The sequence below is a fragment of the Actinoplanes lobatus genome (genome assembly GCF_014205215.1).
In the GTDB taxonomy this organism is placed as follows: domain Bacteria; phylum Actinomycetota; class Actinomycetes; order Mycobacteriales; family Micromonosporaceae; genus Actinoplanes; species Actinoplanes lobatus.
In genome coordinates this window covers 6,941,175-6,964,198 of the sequence record NZ_JACHNC010000001.1, presented here as the reverse complement: position 1 = coordinate 6,964,198, position 23,024 = coordinate 6,941,175, and the positions used below count along the sequence as shown (strand labels likewise).

Below are 23,024 nucleotides of genomic sequence, written 5' to 3'. Positions count from 1 at the left end.
TCACTCTCCTGTCTGTGCGGTGGAGCCGCGGACGGCGTCGGCGATCGCCGTCACCCATGGACGGCGCAGCAGTTGGAAGTGGTCGCCGCCGGCGTGGGTGACCGTGAGCGTTCCGGTCAGCTCGCGCCACGCCGCGGCCACAAGGTCGCGGCCCTCGCCGCGGCCGAGGACGAGTGCGGCGGGGCTGGCGAACACGCCCGGCCGGTGGGCGGCGAGCCCGGTGAACATGTCGCGCCAGAAGGTGATGAGCCCGGCGGTGGTGGGCCCGTCCAGTTCGGCGACGGCGGCCGGATCGACGCCGAGCGCGGCGAACAGGCGGTCCGCGTCGGCCGACCTCAGCAGTGGTGCCGGCCCGTGGTCGGCGACCTCGCGGCGGAGCGCGTCGAGGGTGGCGATGTCGGCCCGGTACGCCGCGGCGTCGCCCGCCTCATCGGGTCGCGGATCGGAGTCGATCAGGACCAGGCGGTGGGTGCGGATCCCACGGTCGGCGAGCGCGCGTCCCACCTCGTGGGCGAGGACGCCGCCGACGGACCAGCCGGCGATCACCGGTTCCCGGTCGCCGAGGACCGGTGCCAGCTCGTCGGCGTAGCGCCGGGCCAGCGCCGCGATGTCGGACGCACCGGAATCCTCGCCGAGGTGCCCCTGCAGGCCGTACGCCTCGACGTCGTCCCGTACCTCGCTCAGCAGATCCAGATAGCTGAAGAGCGTGCCGCCGATGGGGTGGACGAGGACGAGGGGTCGCGCGCCCCGGACTCCGCCGAGGGACACCACGGCCGAGCGGTCGGGCGGCAGCGTCGTGATCCGTTCGGCCTGTTCGGCGACGGTGGGGGCGGTGTAAAGGTGGGCGAGCGGGATGTCGGTCCCGAATTCCGAGCTCAGCCGCATGGTGAGCCGGATGGCGAGCAGGGAGTGCCCGCCGAGGGCGAAGAAGTCGTCGTGGACGCCGACCTGGTCGACACCGAGCACGCTCTGCCAGACCGCGGCGATCCGCTGCTCGGTCTCCGTCCGCGGAGCCACCACGTCCCGCTGTGAAAGCTCCTCCGGCTCGGCCAGCGCCCGCCGGTCAAGCTTGCCACCGGCCGTCATCGGCAACGCCTCGACCGCCACCAGCACCGCCGGAACCGCCACCACCGGCAACCGCGCCGCCAGATAGTCGCGATCCGGCAAGGCCGTCCCGCCGTCCAGCACGACGTGCCCCACCAACTGCCGGCGGTGAACACTGACCGCTGCCGCCACCACCGCGGGATGGCCACGCAGGACCGCCTCGACCTCCTCCAACTCCACCCGCTGACCCAGGATTTTCACCTGGAGGTCCCGGCGGCCCAGGAACTCGATCTGGCCATCGGCCGTGTACCGGCCCAGATCACCGGTCCGATACAAACGGGCACCAGGCTCGCCGAACGGATCCGGCACGAACACCGCCGCCGTCGCCCCCGGCCGCCCGACATAACCACGGCCCACACCGGGACCACCCACCACGATCTCGCCCACCGAACCCGGCGGCACCAGACCCAGCGACTCATCCACCAAATACAGACGGGCACCGCCATACGGACGACCCAACACAGGCGACGGGTACGCGGCGATCTCCGCCACCGCCACCTCGACCGTCGTCTCCGCAGGCCCATACGTGTTGTAGGCCGTCAACCCAGGCCGGGATCGCAGAACCTGCCAAAGATCCGGCGGACACGCCTCACCACCGATCGCGATCAGCCGCGGCGGACACGGAGCATCCAGCAGCCCCGCCTCCACCATCAACTGCACCTGCGACGTCGTGGCATCAACGACCTGAACCGCCCGATCCGGATCCTGCGCCCACGCCACCAAATCCCGCGGATCACGACCCGAAACCACCACCAGGGTGTGACCACCCAGCAACGGCAAAACCTGGGCCAGGAAGAAGTCCGAAATGAACGCCGACGTTCCGGTTAGAACCCTGAGGTGCTCCAGCCCACCGAAGCGCGACAGCAGCATCCGCTCAGCGAAATTGGCCAGACTGCCGTGCTCGACCATCACACCCTTCGGACGGCCGGTCGAGCCGGAAGTGAACATGACGTACGCCAGATCCCGGGCCACCACCCGCGGAAGGACCGCGTCAGCATCCTCATCCGGTGACACCGACGGCCAGGCGCACGGCTCCCGCGACACCACCACCACGGGCCCCGCGTCCTGCACCATCGCGGCCAACCGCATCGACGGCAGATCCGGATCCAACGGCAGGAACGCACCACCCGCCTTCCACACCGCCCACACCGCCACCACCGCATCCACACCCGGCCGCAAATGCAGACCCACCACACCACCACGACCCACACCAGCCGCCGCCAGACAACGCGCCAACGCCTCACTACGCGCATCAAGCCCAGCAAACGTCAAACACTCCCCCTCCGCCTCCACCGCAACCAGGTCCGGCCACCACTGCGCGCGCTCCCGCAACAGCTCGTGCACGGGGGCGGCGAGGGCCGGAATCTCGACATCGCCGGTCCACGCGGCGATCCGCTCCCGCTCCGGGCCACTCGCGGCCAGTAGGTCCGACACCGGTCCACCGACCGCCGCCAGCAGATCCTCGAACGACCCCAGCAGACCCTCGGCCTCCCCGTCGGCGAGAATTCCGGCACCGAATTCCAGCGTCAGGTGGAGCCCTTCGGTCGTACGGGTAGTGCTCAGGGACAGGTCGAAATGGCTGTCGCGGCCCTCGATCGGCAGGCCGCGCACGGTGAGGCCGGTGGGCAGCGGGCCGTCGGTCCGGGATGCTCCGGCGGTGAAGGCGAACATGGTGCGGAACAGTGGGTTGACGCCGTCGGCGCGGTCGGGCGCGACCGCGCGCACCACATGTTCGAAGGGCGTCTCCTGGTGGGCGAACGCCGCCAGGACCACCGACCGGACCCGCCGCAGATGCGCCAGGAAGTCGTCGGCCGGATCGACCGTCACCCGCAACGCCAGGGTGTTGACGAAGAAGCCCACCACCGGCGCCAGGTCAGGGTGCGAACGCCCGGACACCGGGATGCCGACCGTGATGTCCCGCTCGCCGGAGCTGCGGGCGATCAGGAGGCAGTACACCGCCAGGTAGGCCATGAACTCCGTCGCGCCCGCTTCGGCACGAGCCTGGTCGAGCCCTTGCAGCCGGTCGGCTGGCACGAGCCGGGCACGCTCGCCGGGGGCGGCCGTGCGGGCGGCGTTCCGGTCCGGCCAGGCCGAGGTGGGTGCGCCTTCGAGGGTATGGCGCCAGAATGCGAGGTCCTGGTCGGCGCGGCTCGCCACCAGGTCGCGGTGCCAGGCCGCGTAGTCGGCGTAGCGGACCTCCGGCGGCGGCAGTTCGGCGTCGCCGCCCGTGCGATACAGCTCCCACAGTTCACGCTCGAAGATGCCCATCGACCACTCGTCGACGGCGATGTGGTGTGCGACGAAGAGCACGACGTGCCGGTCCGGCGCCGTACGCCAGACGTCGACCCGCAGCATCGGCCCGGTGGTGAGGTCGAACGGCTGCCGGGCCGCCCGCTCGACGAGCCCGGGGAGTTCGGCGTCGCCGGCGTCGTGCACCGTCAGGCCGGTCCGGCCCGCGACGCCGATCCGTTGCACGACCCGGCCGTCCGTGTCGAGGTGCAACGTGGTGCGGAGGGCGTCGTGGCGGGCGACGAGGGCGTCCACCGCCGAACCCAGCACGGCCGCGTCGAGTTCCCCGTGGATCTCGTGGCCCCACGGGACGTTGTACGCGGGGTTGTCCGGGGCGAGTTGCCAGAGGAACCATTGCCGCTCTTGCGCATGCGACGCGATCCCGGCCTGCTCGACCCGCGGGATGCGCTCGACCGTGCCACCGTGCCGATCGACCAACTCCGCCTGCGCCGCCACCGTCGGCCGGGCGAACACCTCATGCAACGCAACCTCGGCACCCAACTCCGCACTGACCCGCATGGTCAGCCGAACAGCCAACAGCGAGTGCCCACCGAGGGCGAAGAAGTCATCGTGGACACCGACCCGGTCCACACCCAGCACGCTCTGCCAGACCGCGGCGATCCGCTGCTCGGTCTCCGTCCGCGGAGCCACCACATCCCGGCGCGACAACTCCGGCGGCTCAGCCAACGCCCGCCGATCAAGCTTGCCACCGGCCGTCATCGGCAACGCCTCGACCGCGACCAGCACCGCCGGAACCGCCACCACCGGCAACCGCGCCGCCAGATAGTCGCGATCCGGCAAGGCCGTCCCGTCGTCCAGCACGACGTGCCCCACCAGCTGCCGCCGGTGAACACTCACCGCTGCCGCCACCACCCCGGGATGGCCACGCAGGACCGCTTCGACCTCCTCCAACTCCACCCGCTGACCCAAAATCTTCACCTGAAGATCCCGGCGGCCCAGGAACTCGATCTGACCATCGGCCGTGTACCGGCCCAGATCACCGGTCCGATACAAACGGCCACCCGGCCCACCGAACGGATCCGGCACGAACACCGCCGCCGTCGCCCCCGGCCGCCGTACATAGCCACGGCCCACACCCGGGCCACCCACCACGATCTCCCCCACCGAACCCGGCGGCACCAGACCCAGCGACTCATCCACCAGATACAGGCGGGCACCGCCGTACGGACGACCCAACACCGGATACGGGTACGCGGCGATGTCGGCACACGTCGTGTCGACTGTCGTCTCGGCCGGGCCGTAGATGTTGTGGGCCGCCATGCCGGGCCGCGATCGTAGGGCCTGCCACAGGTCCGGCGGGCACGCCTCACCGGCCGGCTCGATCAGCCGGGGCGGGTACGGAGCGTCCAGCAGTCCCGCCTCCACCAGCAGCTGGACCTGCGAGGTGGTGGTGCAGACGACGTCCACCGCCCGCTGCGGATCCTGTGCCCGTTCCACCAGCAGACGGGGGTCGCGGCCCTCCATGCCGGAAAGCACGAGCAGCCGGTGGCCGCCCAGCAGCGGCAGGGTCTGCTCCAGGAAGAAGTCGGAGATGAACGCCGACGTGCCGGTGACGACCCGGGCGTGCTCGCCGACCCCGGCCCTGCGTAGCCTCGGCAGCAGTTGGCGTTCGGCGAAGTTGGCGAGGCCGCCGTGTTCCAGCATCACGCCCTTGGGCCGGCCGGTCGAGCCGGAGGTGAACATCACCGCGGCCAGATCCCGCGCGCCCACCGTGGGGAGGACTCCGTCGGCATCGCCGTCGGGCGTCACCGACGGCCACGGGCACGGCTCCCGAGAGACCACCAGCACGGGCCCCGCGTCCTGCACCATCGCTTCCAGCCGCATCGACGGCAGATCCGGATCCAACGGCAGGAACGCGCCACCCGCCTTCCACACCGCCCACACCGCCACCACCGCATCCACACCCGGCCGCAGATGCAGACCCACCACATCACCACGACTCACACCGGCCGCCGCCAGACGCCGCGCCAGCGCCTCGCTGCGCGCATCGAACCCGGCGAACGTCAAACACTCCCCGTCCGCCTCCACCGCAACCAGGTCCGGCCACCGTTGCGCGCGCTCCCGAAGCAGCTCGTGTACGGGAACGCCGAACGCCGGAGCCTCCGGGTCACCGGTCCATCCGGCCATCCGTTCCCGCTCCGGGCCGCTGGCGCGCAACAGCTCCGACACCACCACCTGAGGCGACCCGCCGACCGCCGCCAGCAGATCCACGAACGACCCCAGCAGATCCTCGGCCTCACCCGCCCCGAGGATCGCGGTGCTGAACTCCAACTTCAGGTGCAGCCCCTCGGCCGTACGCGCGGTTCCCATCAACAGGTCGAAGTGGTTGCCGCCGCTCGCGATCGGCAGGTCGCCGAGGGCCAGCCCGTCGGCGGCCGGCTCAGCCGGACGGTCGCCGGTCGCTGCCTCCGGGGCGAAGGAGAAGAGCGTGCGGAACAGTGGGTTGACGCCGTCGGCGCGGTCGGGCGCGACCGCGCGCACCACATGCTCGAAAGGCGTCTCCTGGTGGGCGAACGCCGCCAGGACCACCGACCGGACCCGCCGCAGATACGCCAGGAAGTCGTCGGCCGGATCGACCGTCACCCGCAACGCCAGGGTGTTGACGAAGAAGCCCACCACCGGCGCCAGGTCGGGATGGGTACGCCCCGAGACCGGGATGCCGACCGTGATGTCCCGCTCACCGGAGCTGCGGGCGATCAGGAGGCAGTACACCGCCAGGTAGAGCATGAACTCCGTGGCGCCCGCCTGCGAGCGGATCCCGTCCAGCCCTCGCAAGCGTTCGGCCGGCACGATCCGGGCACGCTCGTCGGCGGCGCCGAGGCCGGAAGAGGGTTGGGGCCAGGACGACGTGGCGCCGTCCAGCGCCTCCCGCCAGTACGCGAGATCCTCGTCCGCTCTGCTCGCCACCAGGTCGCGGTGCCAGGCCGCGTAGTCGGCGTAGCGGACCGCCGGCGGCGACAGCACCGCGTCGCCTCCTGCCCGGTACAGCTCCCACAACTCCCGCTCGAGTACACCGATCGACCATTCGTCGACGGCGACGTGGTGTGCGACGAAGAGCACGACGTGCCGGTCCGGCGCCGTACGCCAGACGTCGACCCGCAGCATCGGCCCGGTGGTGAGGTCGAACGGCTGCCGGGCCGCCCGCTCGACGAGTCCCTTCAGCTCCGCCTCGCCGGCCGCCGAGAACGCCACCGCGCCCGGTTCGACGGCGTCCAGCCTCGGCACCACGCGCCCGTCCGCGTCGAGGTGCAGGGTCGTACGCAGCGACTCGTGGCGCTCGAAGAGGGTGTTCAACGAGTTGCCGAGCACCGTCAGGTCCAGCTCGCCCCGCACCTCGTAGCCCCAGGGAACGTTGTAGGTCGGATCGTCCGGGGCGAGTTGCCAGAGGAACCATTGCCGCTCTTGCGCATGCGACGCGATCCCGGCCTGCTCGACCCGCGGAATCCGCTCGACCGTGCCGCCACCATGCCGATCGACCAACTCCGCCTGCGCCGCCACCGTCGGCCGGGCGAACACCTCATGCAACGCAACCTCGGCACCCAACTCCGCACTGACCCGCATGGTCAGCCGAACAGCCAACAGCGAGTGCCCACCGAGGGCGAAGAAGTCATCGTGGACACCGACCCGGTCCACACCCAGCACGCTCTGCCAGACCGCGGCGATCCGCTGCTCGGTCTCCGTCCGCGGAGCCACCACATCCCGGCGCGACAACTCCGGCGGCTCAGCCAACGCCCGCCGATCAAGCTTGCCACCGGCCGTCATCGGCAACGCCTCGACCGCGACCAGCACCGCCGGAACCGCCACCACCGGCAACCGCGCCGCCAGATAGTCCCGATCCGGCAAGACCGTCCCGCCGTCCAGCACGACGTGCCCCACCAACTGCCGCCGGTGAACACTCACCGCTGCCGCCACCACCCCGGGATGGCCACGCAGAACCGCCTCGACCTCCTCCAACTCCACCCGCTGACCCAAAATCTTCACCTGAAGATCCCGGCGGCCCAGGAACTCGATCTGACCATCGGCCGTGTACCGGCCCAGATCACCGGTCCGATACAAACGGCCACCCGGCCCACCGAACGGATCCGGCACGAACACCGCCGCCGTCGCCCCCGGCCGACCCACATAACCACGGCCCACACCCGGGCCACCCACCACGATCTCCCCCACCGAACCCGGCGGCACCAGACCAAGCGACTCATCCACCAAATACAGACGGGCACCGCCATACGGACGACCCAACACCGGATACGGGTACGCGGCGATCTCCGCCACCGCCACCTCGACCGTCGTCTCCGCAGGCCCATACGTGTTGAAAGCCGCCAACCCAGGCCGGGATCGCAGAACCTGCCACAGATCCGGCGGACATGCCTCCCCACCGACCGCGATCAGCCGCGGCGGACACGGAGCATCCAGCAGCCCCGCCTCCACCATCAACTGCACCTGCGACGTCGTGGCATCGATGACCTGAACCGCCCGATCCGGATCCTGCGCCCACGCCACCAAATCCCGCGGATCACGACCCGAAACCACCACCAGGGTGTGACCACCCAGCAACGGCAAAACCTGAGCCAGGAAGAAGTCCGAAATGAACGCCGACGACCCCGTCAAAACCCTGGCATGCTCCAACCCACCCATCCGGGACTGCAGCATCCGCTCAGCGAAATTGGCCAGACCACCGTGCTCGACCATCACACCCTTCGGACGGCCGGTCGAGCCGGAAGTAAACATGACGTACGCCAGATCCCGCGCCCCCACCGTGGGGAGAACCGCGTCGCCATCACCGTCGGGCGACACCGACGGCCAGGCGCACGACTCCCGCGACACCACCACCACAGGCCCCGCGTCCTGCACCATCGCTTCCAGCCGCATCGACGGCAGATCCGGATCCAACGGCAGGAACGCGCCACCCGCCTTCCACACCGCCCACACCGCCACCACCGCATCCACACCCGGCCGCAAATGCAGACCCACCACACCACCACGACCCACACCAGCCGCCGCCAGACAACGCGCCAACGCCTCACTACGCGCATCAAGCCCAGCAAACGTCAAACACTCCCCCTCCGACTCCACCGCCACCACATCCGGCCACCACCGCGCGCGCTCCCGCAGAAGCTCGTGCACGGGGGCGGTGGCCCCGGGCGCGTTCGTGCCCTGCCACTCGGTGAGCAGGCGCGTCTGCTCGGCGTCGAGCAGGGATGACGCCCGGTGGTGGGTCTCGCCGTTGCGTGCCATCGCGTCCAGGGCACGCAGGTGGAGGTCGCGAAGCTGTCCGACCTGGTCGTCGGTGAGATCCCGGAGGGAGTAGCCGATCTCCAGGAGGAGGCCGCCGGCGTCGAGGTCGTGGCTGACGGTCACGTCCAGCGGGAAGTTGGTGCGCGCCACGCCGGGCTGCACCTCGGTCCCGTCCCGGTCGAGCGTGCCGTCCACGGTGAGCCGCGCGATGCGGTGGAAGTTGTTGTAGGTGAAGTTGGTCTCGACCAGCGGCGCGTCGCCGCCGAACTCCCGCTGGAGCAGGGCCATCGGGTAGCGGCGGCGGGGCAGCAGGTCGCGCTCGGCGCGCAGGACGCCGCGTACGAGGTCCTGCCAGCTGCCCTCCGGCAGCCGTACCCGCAAAGGCACCGTGTTGAGAAAGAGCCCGCGCGCCTCGGCACCGTCGGGCTCCTCCAGACGCCCGTTGGCCGTCATGCCGATGAGGACGTCGGTCGAGCCGGTGATCAGGCCGACCACCTTGAGATGGGCGGCGAGCACGACCGTCTTGAGGGGCACTTCGGCGCGGCGGGCGAACTTCTCCAGCGCCGCCAGCAGTTCGGCGGAGATCGGGGTGGTCAGGGTTGCGTGGCCGGCGGCCTCGTCGCGGTCGTGTCGTTCCTCCGGGCGTACGGCGAGGGCGGGGCCGCCGGACCATCGGGGCATCCGCCCGCCGGGGGCCGCGGCGAGGCGGTCCCGCCAGAACGCCGCGATCTCCGGCGAGCTGACGGCCGCCCGTTCGGCGGCGACGAAGTCCCGGTAGAGCGAGCGGAGGGGCTCGGTCGCCGGCTGGTCACCGGCGAGCAGCCGGCGGTACAGGCCGGTGATCTCCGAGATGGTGGAGACCATGCTCCAGCCGTCGAGGATGGCGTGGTGTTCGGTGATGGTCCACTGGAACGCGTGGTCGGACAGCACGTGCACGGCCATCCGGAACAGCGGCGCCGCGGACAGGTCGAACCGTGCGTGCTGCTGGTCGCGGACGTAGTCGCGCAGCGGTGCGGTGGTGCCGCCGCGGAGGTCGACGACGGTGAAGGGCACCTCGACGGCGCTGTGCACCAACTGCATCGGCTCGCTGAACCCGGCCAGGTCGAACGAGGTACGCAGCACCGGGTGCCGGGCCACCACGCGGTCGACCGCCTCCCGGAAGCACGCCTCGTCGAAGCGGCCGGCCAGGCGCATCGTCTCGATGTTGTGATAGGGATTGCGTGCCGGGTCGCGTTCCATCTCGAAGACCATGCCGACCTGCAGCTGTGCCATCGGGTAGGCGTCGGCCAGCCCGGCCGGCAGCAGCGCGCGATCGTCCGGGAGGACCAGGGAGAACGGCTGGGTCGCCGGCGCCTCGTGGCGTGTGGTCAGGTCCAGGGCCGCGGCCTGCCCGGCCAGCGTCGGTGCGTCGAGAACCTGCTGGAGTTCCAGGGTGAGCCCGGCGTCCCGGGCCCGGCCGACGATCTGGATGCTGCGGATGGAGTCGCCGCCGAGGGCGAAGAAGTTGTCGTGCCGGCCCACCCGGTCGATGCCCAGCACCTGGCGCCAGATGCCGGCCAGGATCTCCTCGACGTCGCCGCTGGGCGGTACGTACCGCTGCTCCAGTGCCGGCCGGTCGGTGCCCGGCTCCGGCAGCGCACGCCGGTCGACCTTGCCCTGGGGAGTCAGCGGAAGCGCGGTGAGGACGATGAAATGGCGCGGGATCATGTAGTCCGGCAAGCCGCGGCCGAGCCATGCCCGCAGTTCGTCGGCGGTCGGCGCGCCCGGCCCGGCCGGGTCCGGCACGAGGTGGGCGACCAGCTCGGTCCGGCCCTCCGGATCGGTGTGCGCAACGACGGCGGCCTCGAGGAGCCGAGGGTGGGTGGCGAGCGCGTTCTCGATCTCACCGGTCTCGATCCGGTATCCGCGAATCTTGACCTGGGTGTCGGCCCGCCCGAGGTATTCCAGGCTGCCCCGCGGGTTCCATCGGGCCAGATCACCGCTGCGGTACAGGCGTGCGCCGGGGGTTCCGGACAGGTGGTCGGGCACGAACCGCTCGGCGGTCAGCGCCGGGCGGCCGACGTAGGCGCGGGCCAGTCCGGCACCGGAGATGTGCAGCTCGCCGGTGACGCCGATCGGGCAGGGCACGCCGTCGCGGTCCAGCACGTGCGCGCCGAGATCCGGCAGGGGCCGGCCTATCCGGCTCACGGTCCCTTCGACGTGGCCGGCGTCGAGCTCCAGGTACGTGACGTGGACGGTGGTCTCGGTGATGCCGTACATGTTCACCAGCAGCGGTGACGCGTAGCCGTGCCGGGACGCCCAGCGGCGCACCGACGGCCGGTGCAGGGCCTCGCCGCCGAACACCACCGCCCGCAGCGCGAGGTCGCCTCCGGCCCGCTCGTCCGCGGTCTCGAACTGGCGGAACGCGGACGGCGTCTGGCTGAGGACGGTCACCCGTTCGTCGCGTACGAGCCGGTGGAACGCGTCGGCGTCGCGGCTCACGGCGTACGGCACCACCACGACGCGGCCGCCGGTGGTGAGCGCGCCCCACAGCTCCCACACCGAGAAGTCGAACGCGAAGCTGTGGAACAGCGACCACACGTCGCCGGGGCCGAACGGCAGGTGCTCGCGTACGCCGCGGATGAGCCGCACCACGTTGCGGTGGGTCACGGTCGTCCCCTTCGGGCGGCCGGTCGACCCGGACGTGAAGATCACGTAGCAGCCGGCGTCCGGATCGACCGCCGGGGGGACGGAGTCGCCGGGATCCGTCGCGTCGTCGCCGAGGTCGACCTGTGCCCAGGGGCCGCCCGGCACCCGGGAAGCGGTGGCGGCGTGCACCACGACCAGCGGCGCCGCGACGTCGCGCAGCATGAGTTCCATCCGCTCGGGCGGGAACGCCGTGTCCAGGGGCACGTACACTCCACCGGCCCGCAACACGGCCAGGCACGCCACCACGGTCTCCCAGGACCGCTCCACGCAGACGCCGACGCACACCTCGGGGCCGACGCCGAGGCGGCGCAGGCGTTGCGCCAGACGGCCGGCGCGCTCGTCCAGCTCCCGGTATGTCAGGAAGGTCTCGCCGCAGGTCAGTGCCACCGCATCCGGCCACGCACGGGTCGCGGCCGCCACCAGCTCGTGCACGGTCGTCGCGCCCGGGACCGGCAGCCCCGGCCGCGACCAGGCCGAAACCTTTCGGGCTTCCCGTCCGGAGGCGAGGGTGACGGTGGTGTGCCGTGTCGACGGGCCGGCGGTCATCGCCCGGAGGCAGCGCACGTGATAGTCGCGCAGAAGCGTCACCTGGTCGCTGGTGAGTTTCCGGGTGTCGTATTCGAGCTCAAGGCGCAGCCCGTCGGCCCCGGCTTCCCGGCTCACCGAGACGAGCAGCGGGAGGCTGGTGCGGGAGGAGCCGGACGGGCCCTGGCCGGCCGCGTCGAAGCGCCACCCGCCGTCGCCGTCGGCCAGGCGCCCGAAGCGGTGGAAGTCGTTGTAGACGAAGCCCGCCTCGAACAGCGACGTGCGGCCGAGTTCCCGTTGCAGCGCCGCCATCGGGTAGCGGCGGTGCGGCATGACCTCGTGCTCGGCGTCGAGGACGGCCCGGGCCAGGTCCTGCCAGGTTCCGTCCGGGAGCGCGACGCGGAACGGCAGGGTGTTGAGGAACAGGCCGCACGCCTCGGCGCCGTCCGCCTCCTCCAGGCGCCCGTGCGAGGAGAGGCCGATCGTGACGTCCCGGCCGCCGGTGACCGCGGCGACCACGCGCAGATGGGCGGCGAGCACCGCGGACTTGAACGGGACGCCGGCCCGGCGCGCGAACTCCTCGATGTCGGCCCGCAGGTCGTCGCCGAGCGGGGTGACGAGCGAGCCGTGTCCCAGGGCCTCGTCCCGGTCGTGGCGCTCACCCGGCAGCGTGTCGCCCAGTGCCTCGTGTGCGTCGGCCGACCAGCGGGGCAGCGGGCTCCCGTCGCTGCCGGCCAGGCGGTCGCGCCAGTAGTCGCGGGTGGCCGGCGTGCGCAGCGCCTCGCGTTCGGCCGCGATGAAGTCCCGGTAGAGCGATCGCGGCGGGGCGTCACCCGGGTCGCGCCCGGCGAGAAGTTCCTCGTGGAGGGTGGTGATCTCGGAGAGCATGGAGGTCAGGCTCCAGCCGTCGAGGATGGCGTGGTGTTCGGTGACCGTCCACTGGAAGGTCGTGTCGGACAGGAGGTGGACGGCCATCCGGCACAGTGGCGCCACGGTCGGGTCCAGCGGGGTGCCGCGCTGGGCACGGAGATGCTCGTCGATGACGGCCCGCTGCCTGTCCGCCGGCTCGCCGCGCAGGTCGTGGACGGTGAACGGGATCTCGGCGGTGGGGTGCACCAGCTGCAGGGGCTCGCTGAAGCGGCTCATCGCGAAGGAGGTACGCAGGACGGGGTGCCGGGCGGTCACCCGGGCGAGCGCATCGCGGAAGCACTCCTCCTCGATCGATCCGGTCAGCCGCATGGTGTGAACGTTGTGGTAGGGGCTGCGGCCGGGGTCGCGCTCCATCTCGTACACCATGCCGGCCTGGAGCTCCGACATCGGGTACGCGTCCGCCAGGCCGTCCGGCAGCAGCTTGCGGTCGTCCTCGGTGACGAGCGAGAAGGCCGTGGACCGGGTTTCCGCCGTGCTCTGTCCCAGGGTGGCGGCGAAGCCGGCCGGCGTCGGATCGGCCAGCAGGGCCGCCATGCTCGCGGTCAGTCCCGCCTCCCTGACCAGTCCCAGGACCTGGATGCTGCGGATGGAGTCGCCGCCGAGGTCGAAGAAGTTGTCGTGCCGGCCGGCCCGGTCCACGCCCAGCACCCGGCACCAGATCTCCGCCAGCAGCTCCTCGACCGGGCCCACCGGCGCCACGTACTCCCGCGCCACATCCGCCCGCACCGACTCCGGATCCGGCAGCGCGCGGCGATCGACCTTCGCCCGCGGCGTCAACGGCAGAGCGTCCAGAAAGACGAACGAGCGAGGAACCATGTACGCCGGAAGCCGGCCGCTCAACCAGGACCGCACCTCGCCCGACGACAGGCTCTCGCCGTCGGCCACCAGGTAGGCCGCCAGGTCCCCGCGTACGGCGACCACCACACATTCCCGCACATCCGGGTGCCCGCGCAGGGCGGCCTCGACCTCGCCCAGCTCGACCCGGTAGCCGCGCACCTTGACCATGTGATCGGTCCGGCCCAGGAACTCCACCAGCCCGTCCACCGACCACCGGCCCCGGTCCCCGGTCCGGTAGAGCCGTTCCCCGGCCCGGAACGGGTGCGGCACGAATCGTTCGGCGGTCGTTCCCGGTTCGAGGTATCCGCGTGCCAGGCACGGGCCGGACACGTACAGCTCGCCCGGAGAGCCCACCGGCACCGGCATGCCGGCCTCGTCGAGAACCCACACCTGGGTGTTGACCAACGGCAGCCCCAGCGGCAATGCACCCGCCGGCACCGAGCCACGCCGGAACACACCACACACCGAGAACGTCGTCGTCTCCGTCGGCCCCCAGCAGTTGACCACCTCCAGATCCGGGCAACGATCCAGGATCCGCACCACATGACCCGGCGAGACGGTCTCGCTGCCGGTCAGAAGGCGCCGCAGACCGTCGAACATCCCCGGCTCGTGGTCGACCAGCAACGCGAACAGCGACGCCGTCGCGTGCAGAACGGTCACGTCGAAGCGGGAGACCCATTCGGTGATCTCCGCCGGCCCGAACCGCACCGCCGGCGGCAGCGCCAGTCGCCCGCCGCCGACGAGCGGCGCCCACACCTCGAAGGTGGACACGTCGAACGAGGCGGGGGCGATCTGGAGCAGGGTGTCGCCGGCCGGCACCGTCATGGCGTCGCCGCCGTGCAGCAGCTCGCTGACGTTGCGGTGCCGGGTCACCACCCCCTTCGGCTGCCCGGTCGAACCCGACGTGAAGATCACGTAGCAGCCGTCGTCCGGACCGGCGCCGCCCGGGAGGTCGTCGCCGTCGCCGTCCGTCCACAGCTCCTCGCCGGCCGTGAGCTGCCGCCAGGGGCCCTCGGGAACGGCGTCGCCCGCGGTGAGGACGAGCGGGGCGCCGGCCCGCGTGAGCATGTACCGCAGGCGTTCGGCCGGGAGGTCGGGGTCGAGCGGCACGTACATGCCGCCGGCCTTGAGCACGGCCAGCCAGCTGGTCACCATCGCGACCGAACGGCGGACGCCGACGCCGACCGCGGTGTCGGCGCGGACGCCGAGGGCCCGGAGCCGCCGGGCCATCCGGTTGGCCCTCGCGTTCAGCTCGCCGTACGTCAGCGACCCGGTCTCCGTCACGAGCGCCACCGCGTCCGGCGCCTGCGCGGCACGCCTTTCCACGAGCCGGTGCACGGGGTCCGGCTGCACGTCGGCGGTCCGCGAGTTCCAGGACTTCAGCAGCGCCCGCTCGCCCTGGCCGAGCAAGGGCACCCATCGGTGCCCGGCGGCCGGATCCGCCGTCATCGCGGTCATCACACGCACGTAGTGGTCGCGCAGGACGGCGATCTGAGCGGCCGGGAACGCCCGTGCGTCGTACTCCATCTCCAGGTTCAGGCCCCCGGTTCCCGATTCCCGGCCGAAGGCGACGACGAGGGCGAAGTGCGTACGGGAAATGTCGGTGAGGCTTTCCCCGTCCCCCGCCGCCGGGGCGGGGATCTGCTGGAAGTCGGTGTAGACGAAGTTGGTCTCGACCAGTTGCGCGCCGCCCAGCTCCCGCTGGAGCGCGGCCATCGGGTAGCGCTGGTGCGGCAGCAGTGCGCTCTCCGCGTCGAAGACCGCCCCGATCAGGTCACGCCAGGTGCCACCGGGCAGCTCCAACCGGAGCGGTACGGTGTTGACGAAGAGGCCGCAGACGTCGGCGCCGCCCTCCTCCTCCAGCCGCCCGTTCGCGGTGAGGCCCGCGACGACGTCGGCGGAGCCGGTGACCAGGCTCATCACCTTCATGTGTGCGGCCAGCAGCACCGACTTGAGCGGCACCCGGCAGTGGCGGGCCAGGTCCCGCAGCCGGGGAGCCAGGTCGGCCGGCAGCGGGCTGATCAGCGAGCCGGGGCGGTGGTGCTCTCCCCGGACCGGCTCGGCGGCCGGCATGGCGGGGCGGTCGTCCGGCCAGCGCGGCAGGCGGCTGTCGGGCCGCTCGTCCAGCCGTTCCTGCCAGAACTCGCGGCTCTCCGGTGATTGCAGGGCCTCCCGCTCGGCGGCGATGAAGTCCCGGTAGGTGGAGCGCAGCGGTGCCGCCTGCGGCTCCTGCCCCGCGAGGAGCCGCCGGTAGCCGTCCGTGATCTCGGCGACGACCGAGGCCAGGCTCCAGCCGTCGAGGATGGCGTGGTGCTCGGTGAGGGTCCACTGGAAGGCGTCGCCGGCCAGCACGTGCACGCCCATCCGGCACAGGGGCGCGGTCGTCACGTCCAGCGGCGTCCGCCGTTCGCTGTCCAGATAGGACGTCAGCGCCGCCCGGGTCGTGCTCTCGTCCGCCGTCCGCAGGTCCGCCACCGTGATCGGGACCTCGGCCACGTCGTACACCAGCTGCATCGGCTCGCTGAACCCCACGAGCGCGAACGAGGTGCGCAGGATCGGGTGGCGGGCCACGGCATGTGCCACCGCCCGCCGGAACCGATGTTCGTCGAACCGTTCGGGGATCCGGAGGGTGTGGACGTTGTGGTAGGGCAGCCGTTCGGGGTCGCGCTCCATCTCGTAGACCATGCCGACCTGGAGCGCCGACATCGGGTAGGCGTCCTCGATCCCGCCGGCCGCCTCCCGGCGCTGCATCACCTCCGTCACCGCGCGTCCCCGGCCGACCCGCGCGCGGACAACCGCTCCCGGTCGCAGTCGGAGAGGAGATCGAACGCCGACGTCTTCGCCCGTTTCGGGACGGACCCGCGAGGCTGGACGACCTCGGCCAGGCTCGCCACGGTGGGATGGCGGTGAAGGTCTTGCAGGCCGACGGTGAGTCCGTTGGCGCGGGCATGCCCCACCAGCTGGATGTTGCGGATGGAGTCGCCGCCGAGGTCGAAGAAGTTGTCGTGCCGGCCGACCCGGTCGACACGCAGCACCCGGCACCAGATCTCCGCCAGCAGCTCCTCGACCGGGCCCACCGGCGCCACGTACTCCTGCCCCACATCCGCGCGCACCAGCTCCGGATCCGGCAGCGCGCGGCGATCGACCTTCGCCCGCGGCGTCAACGGCAAGGCGTCCAGGAACACGAACAAGCGAGGAACCATGTACGCCGGAAGCCGGCCGCCCAGCCAGGAGCGCACCTCACCCGACGACAGGCCCACTCCGTCCGCCACCAGATAGCCGACCAGGTCCACCCCGGCCGCCCCGTCCGGCCGGGTCACCACCACACACTCGCGAATACCCGGATGCTCGCGCAGGGCGGCCTCGACCTCGCCCAGTTCGACCCGGTAGCCGCGCACCTTGACCATGTGATCGGTCCGGCCCAGGAACTCCACCAGCCCGTCCACCGACCACCGGCCCCGGTCCCCGGTCCGGTAGAGCCGTTCCCCGGCCCGGAACGGGTGCGGCACGAACCGCTCCGCCGTCAGCCCCGGCCGGCCCAGATAGCCCCTCGCCAGGCACGGGCCCGACACGTACAGCTCGCCCGCGGAACCCACCGGCACCGGCATGCCGGCCTCGTCCAGAACCCACACCTGGGTGTTGACCAACGGCGAACCCAGCGGCAACGCACCCGCCGGCACCGAACCACGCCGGAACACACCGCACACCGAGAACGTCGTCGTCTCCGTCGGCCCCCAGCAGTTGACCACCTCCAGATCCGGGCAACGATCCAGAATCCGCACCACATGACCCGGCGAGACGGTCTCACTGCCGGTCAGGAAGCGGCGCAGACCGTCGAACATCCCCGGCTCGTGATCGACCAGCAACGCGAACAGCGACGCCGTCGCGTGCAGAACCGTCACGCCCGCCTCGGCCACCCATTCCGCGATCTCCGCCGGGCCGTACCGTTCGGCCGGAGCCAGGACCAGCCGGGCCCCGCCCACGAGGGGCGCCCACACCTCGAAGGTCGAGTTGTCGAAGGACAGTGGTGCCAGCTGGAGCAGGGTGTCCGTGGCTTCGAGCCGGAGGAACTCGCCGCCGTGCAGCAGCTCGGTGACGTTGCGGTGCCGGGTCACCACCCCCTTCGGCTGTCCGGTCGAACCCGACGTGAAGATCACGTAGCAGCCGTTGTCCGGTCCCGCACCACCGGGAAGGTTGCCGTCGTCGCCCTCGTCCCACAGGCTGTTCTCCACGGTTCGGACCCACCAGGGCCCGGCCGGCACCCGGTCCGCGGCCCGCGCGTCGGCCAGCACGATGGGGGCGCCGGCCTCGCGCAGCATGTACTCCATGCGCTCGGCCGGGTAGTCGGGCTCGATCGGCACGTAGACACCGCCGGCCTTGAGGACGGCCAGCAGGCACGTGATCGTGGCGAGTGAGCGGTCCATGCACAGCGCCACCGGGACGTCCGGGCCGACGCCGAGGTCACGCAGCCGGCGGGCGGCCCGGTTCGCCCGCGCGTTGAGCTCGCCGTAGGTGAGCGCGGTGCCGCCGGACTCCACCGCGACCGCGTCCGGCGCGTCCGCGGCCCGCGCTTCGACCATGCGGTGCACCGGCGCCGGGGGGACGTCGGCCGTCAGTGAGTTCCATGTCTCCAGCAGCGCCCGCTCGTCGTCGCCCAGCAGGGACACCGACCGGTGCGCCGCCTCGGGATCGGCCACCATCTCGGTCATCGCCCGCAGGTAGTAGTCGCGGTACAGCAGCACCTGGTCCCGGGTGAGGACGTCGGTGTGGTAGTCCATGCCGAACAGGAGGCGGTTGGAGTACGGGTTGCGGACCATGCCGACGTTGAGCGGGAAGTTGGTGGGCTCCACCCGGTCCGTCGCGAAGCTGTCGATCTTGCCGTCCTCGATGCGCATGAGGCCGGGACCGAACGCGCGATCCAGGACGTGGAAGTGGTTGTGGACGAAGTTCACCTCGAACAGCGGGTCGCCGCCGACCTCCCGCTGGAGCGCGCCGAGCGGATACCGGCGGTGCGGCAGCAGCTCGCGCTCGGTCGCGAAGACCGCACGGATCAGTTCGAGCCAGCTGCCGTCCGGCAGCGCGATGCGGAACGGCACGGTGTTGAGGAACATGCCCCGGACCTCGGCCCCGCCCTCCTCCTCCAGCCGCCCGTTGGCGGTGAGCCCTACCAGGAGGTCGGACACACCGGTGACCAGGCTCATCACCTTGAGATGGGCGGCCAGCAGCACCGCTTTGAGGGGGACCGCGCACTGGCGGGCGAGGTCGCGCAGGCCGTCGCACAGATCCTCCGGCAGGAGCGTTTCGACGGCGCCGTAGCCCTGCTCGGGGTAGTGGGCCCGCCATTCATGCGGCTGTGCCCGCCCGGACAGTCGCTCCGGCCGGTCGGACGGGCGGCGGGGCAGCCGGCAGTCCGGGCGGTCGCCGACGCGTTCCAGCCAGAACCGCCGGCTCTCCTCGGACGCCAGGGCCTCCCGCTCGGCGGCGATGAAGTCGCGGTAGGCGGAGTCCGGCGGCGTGAGCACCGGGTCGTCGCCGGCCAGCAGCCGCTGGTAGAGCTCGGCTATCTCGGAGATGGTGGAGTGCAGGCTCCACCCGTCGAAGATGGCGTGGTGTTCGGTGAGCGTCCACTGGAAGGACTCGTCGGTCAGCCGGTGCAGGGCGAAACGCAGCAGGAGCGGGCGGGAGTGGTCGAACGGGCGGCGCCGCTCGGCCAGCACGTACTCGTCGAGCGCCTCGTCCCGGGCCGCCTCGTCGAGGTGGCGCAGGTCGGCCACGGTGAACGGCATCTCGGCGGTGCGGTACACCAGCTGCATCGGCTCGCTGAACCCGCTGAGGTCGAACGCCGTCCGCAGGATGGGGTGGCGGGCGACGACCCGGGCCGTCGCCTCCCGGAAGCGCTCCTCGTCGAACGGGCCGGCGATACGCAGGCCGTCCAGGTTGTGGTAGGCCCGGCGCTCGGGGTTGAGCTCCATCTCGTAGACCATGCCCACCTGGAGTTCCGCCATCGGGTAGGCGTCCTCGACCCCGTCCGGCAGCAGGGCCCGGTCCTGTTCGGTCAGCATCGCGAACGGCTCGCGTTCGGGACCCGCGGCCGCCGGCGCGGTGGTCCGCACGAGGGCGGCCAGCCCGGCCGGCGTCGGGCTGCGGAACAGATCCTGGAGGTCGAAGGCGAGCCCGCTGCCGCGGGCCCGGCCGAGCACGCCGATGCTGCGGATGGAGTCGCCGCCGAGGTCGAAGAAGTTGTCGTGCCGGCCGACCCGGTCCACCGCCAGCACCTCGCCCCAGATCTCGGCCAGCAGCTCCTCGACCGGACCCCGGGGCGGCACGTACTCCTGGGCGAGTTCCGGGCGTACGGCCTCCGGTGCGGGCAGGGCCCGGCGGTCGACCTTGCCCTGCGGGGTGAGCGGCAGCGCGTCCAGGACCACGAAATGGCGGGGCACCATGTAATCCGGGACCCGCCGCCGCAGCCACGCGCGCAGCTCGTCAGGCGACGGCGCGATGCCGTCGGCGACCAGGTAGCCGGCCAGGTCGACGTGGCCGTCGGTGTCGCCGCGGGCGATGACGGCCGCCTCCAGCAAGCGCGGATGCTGCCCGAGGACGGCTTCGATCTCGCCGGTCTCGATGCGGTAGCCACGAACCTTCACCTGGGAGTCGGCGCGCCCGGCGTACTCCAGTCCGCCCCGCGCGTTCCACCGGCCGAGGTCGCCGGTGCGGTAGAGGCGGCGACCGGGCCGCCCGGTGAGGTGATCGGGCACGAACCGCTCGGCGGTCAACCCGGGCCGCCCGGTGTAGCCGCGGGTGAGGCCCGCGCCACCGACATGGATCTCGCCGGTCACCCCGGCCGGGCAGGGCCGCCCGTACGCGTCGAGCACCTGCGCGACCACGCCGGGCAGGGGTTTCCCGATCTGGGTCAGATCACGGCCGAGGTCGTCCTCGGCGAGGGCCACGTACGTGACGTGCACCGTGGTCTCGGTGATGCCGTACATGTTCACGAGCAGGGGTGCGTCGTAGCCGTGCCGGGCGGCCCAGCGCCGGACCGAGGGCCGGTGCAGGGCCTCGCCGCCGAACACCACGGCCCGTAGCGACAGCTCGACGCCGGCCTGGTCGTCGGCCGTCTCGAACTGCCGGAACGCCGACGGTGTCTGGCTGAGGATCGTCACCCGTTCGCCGTGGACGAGCCGGTGGAACGCGTCGGCGTCACGGCTCACGTCGTAGGGCACCACGACCAGGCGCCCTCCGGTGGTCAGCGCGCCCCAGACCTCCCACACCGAGAAGTCGAACGCGAGGCTGTGGAAGAACGTCCACACGTCGTCCGGGCCGAACGGCAGCCGCTCCCGGACGCCGTTGAGGAGTCCCAGGACGTTGCCGTGGGTCACCGTGGTGCCCTTCGGCCGGCCGGTCGACCCCGAGGTGAAGATGACGTAGCAGCCGTTGCCGGGTCCCACCTCGGGCAGTGCGGCTTCCGTGTCCGGACCCTCGTCCTCGGCCTCGCCCACATCGGCGACGCGCCACGGGCCGTCCGGGACCACCCCGGCGGTCGGCGGATGGATCAGGACGGTCTCCGCGCCGACCTCGCGCAGCATGAACGCCATGCGGTCGGCGGGAAACGCCGTGTCCAGGGGTACGTACACGCCGCCGGCCCGCAGGATCGCGAGGCAGGCCACCACCATCTCCGGCGACCGCGTCATGCAGACGCCGACACAGTCCTCCGGCCCCACGCCCATCGCCCGCAGCCGCCGGGCCAGCGCCGTGCTGCGCCGCTCCAGTTCCGCGTACGAGAGCGTCTGGTCGGCGCCCGTGACCGCCACCGCGTCCGGCCGCGCGGCGGCGCTGAGCGCGACGAGGTCGTGGACCGTGCCGGCGGGTGCCGGCCGTTCCTCGCCCGACCAGCGCCGCAGCCGGTGGGCCTCGTCCTCGGACGCCAGCTCGATCCGGCTGAGCGGAACGTCCGGGTCGGCGACGACCCCCCGCAGCAGCGTCTCCCAGTGGCTGACGAGGGTCCGCACGGTCGCGGCGTCGAACAGGTCGGTCGCGTATTCCACGTCCAGCCGCAGCCCGTTCGCCCCCCGGTGGACCGACCAGGTGAGGTCGTACTTCGCCGTGCCCGTGTCGATGTCGGCGCGCTCGATGCCGACGCCGTCGCCGAGCACCTCGGCGGCGTCCTCCTCGTGCAGGCCGAACACCACCTGGACGACCGGGCTGAAGCTGAGGTCGCGCGCCGGGCGCAGATGGTTCACGGCGAGGTCGAACGGCATCCGGCTGCGGGACAGGGCGTCCAGGACCCCGGCCCGCGTGCGGGTGACGAGTTCGCGGAAGGTCGGGTCGCCGTCCAGGCGGGTCCGGATGACCAGCGAGTCCGCGAAGAAGCCGACCATCTCGTCGAGCGCCGCGGGCCCCCGGCCCGCCGTCGGCGAGCCGAGCACGATGTCGTCGCTGCCCGCATGCCGGGCGACGAGGGCCTGGAAGGCGGCGAGAAGCGCGACGTACGGGGTCACCCCCTCCCCGGCGGCGAACTTCTCCAGCGCCACGACGGGGATCCCGGGCAGTGTGAACCGCTCGGTGCGGCCGCGGTAGCTGAGCTCGCCCGGACGTGGTCGGTCGGCGCCGAGGTCGAGGACGTCCGGTGCGCCGGCCAGGGCGCGGGTCCACGCATCCAGGGCGCGGTCGGTGGCCTCGCCGGTCAGCGTCTCGCGCTGCCACAGGGCGTAGTCGGCGTACTGCACGTCCAGCGGCTCGCCGGGCGCCGCGCCGGCGCGGTAGGCCGCGACGAGCTGACGTTGGAAGACGCCGAACGACCAGCCGTCGAAGGCGATGTGGTGGAACGTCAGCTGAAGCCAGTGGGTCTCCGCGGCCAGCCGGTAGAGGTGCGCCCGGACCATCGGGCCTGCCGCGAGATCGAAGGGGCGTCGCGCGTCCTGTTCGGCGAGTTGTTCGGCCCGCGCCCGCGCCGCGTTCTCCCCCAGCTCCGCGAGGTCGGTCACCGGGCACGGCAGATCCCGGCTGTCCATCACCCGCTGGCGGGGTCCGCCGGGGCCCTCCTCGAACACGGTGAACAGCACGTCGTGCCGGGCGGCCACGGCCCGGACCGCGCCGATGAGAAGGCCGGCGTCCAGCGGGCCGGTGAGGCGGAGCGTGACCGGCATGTTGAACACCGGCCGGCCCGCCAGCCAGCGGTCGAGGAACCACAGCCGTTGCTGGCCGTGCGACAGAGGACCTCGTTGCGCTGTACGGGGCCGTAATGCCGCGGCGGCGGATGCGTGGAGGCTTCCCATGGTTCCCTTCCCGCTGATTTTCAAAGGCGCTGGGCAGAGTCTTGCCAAAGGGATCGGACGTCAGGCTATGGAGCGCCGATCAATTGGGTCAAGAGAGCCCGGAAGCCAAATGCGATGTCGATA

At 71.9% G+C, this 23,024-nt stretch carries 2 protein-coding genes; both read right to left on the bottom strand.

What is annotated here, in order from left to right:
- Positions 1-16,392 (bottom strand): non-ribosomal peptide synthetase, encoded by a 16,392-nt coding sequence (locus BJ964_RS31790; protein ID WP_188124119.1) that lies wholly within the window; start codon positions 16,390-16,392, stop codon positions 1-3.
- Positions 16,389-22,901 carry a non-ribosomal peptide synthetase gene (locus BJ964_RS31785; protein ID WP_188124118.1) on the bottom strand — a complete coding sequence of 2,171 codons (6,513 nt, stop codon included), beginning with the start codon at positions 22,899-22,901 and terminating at the stop codon, positions 16,389-16,391. Before BJ964_RS31785 ends, BJ964_RS31790 begins: the two co-directional genes overlap by 4 nt.
- Positions 22,902-23,024: the final 123 nt, after the last annotated feature.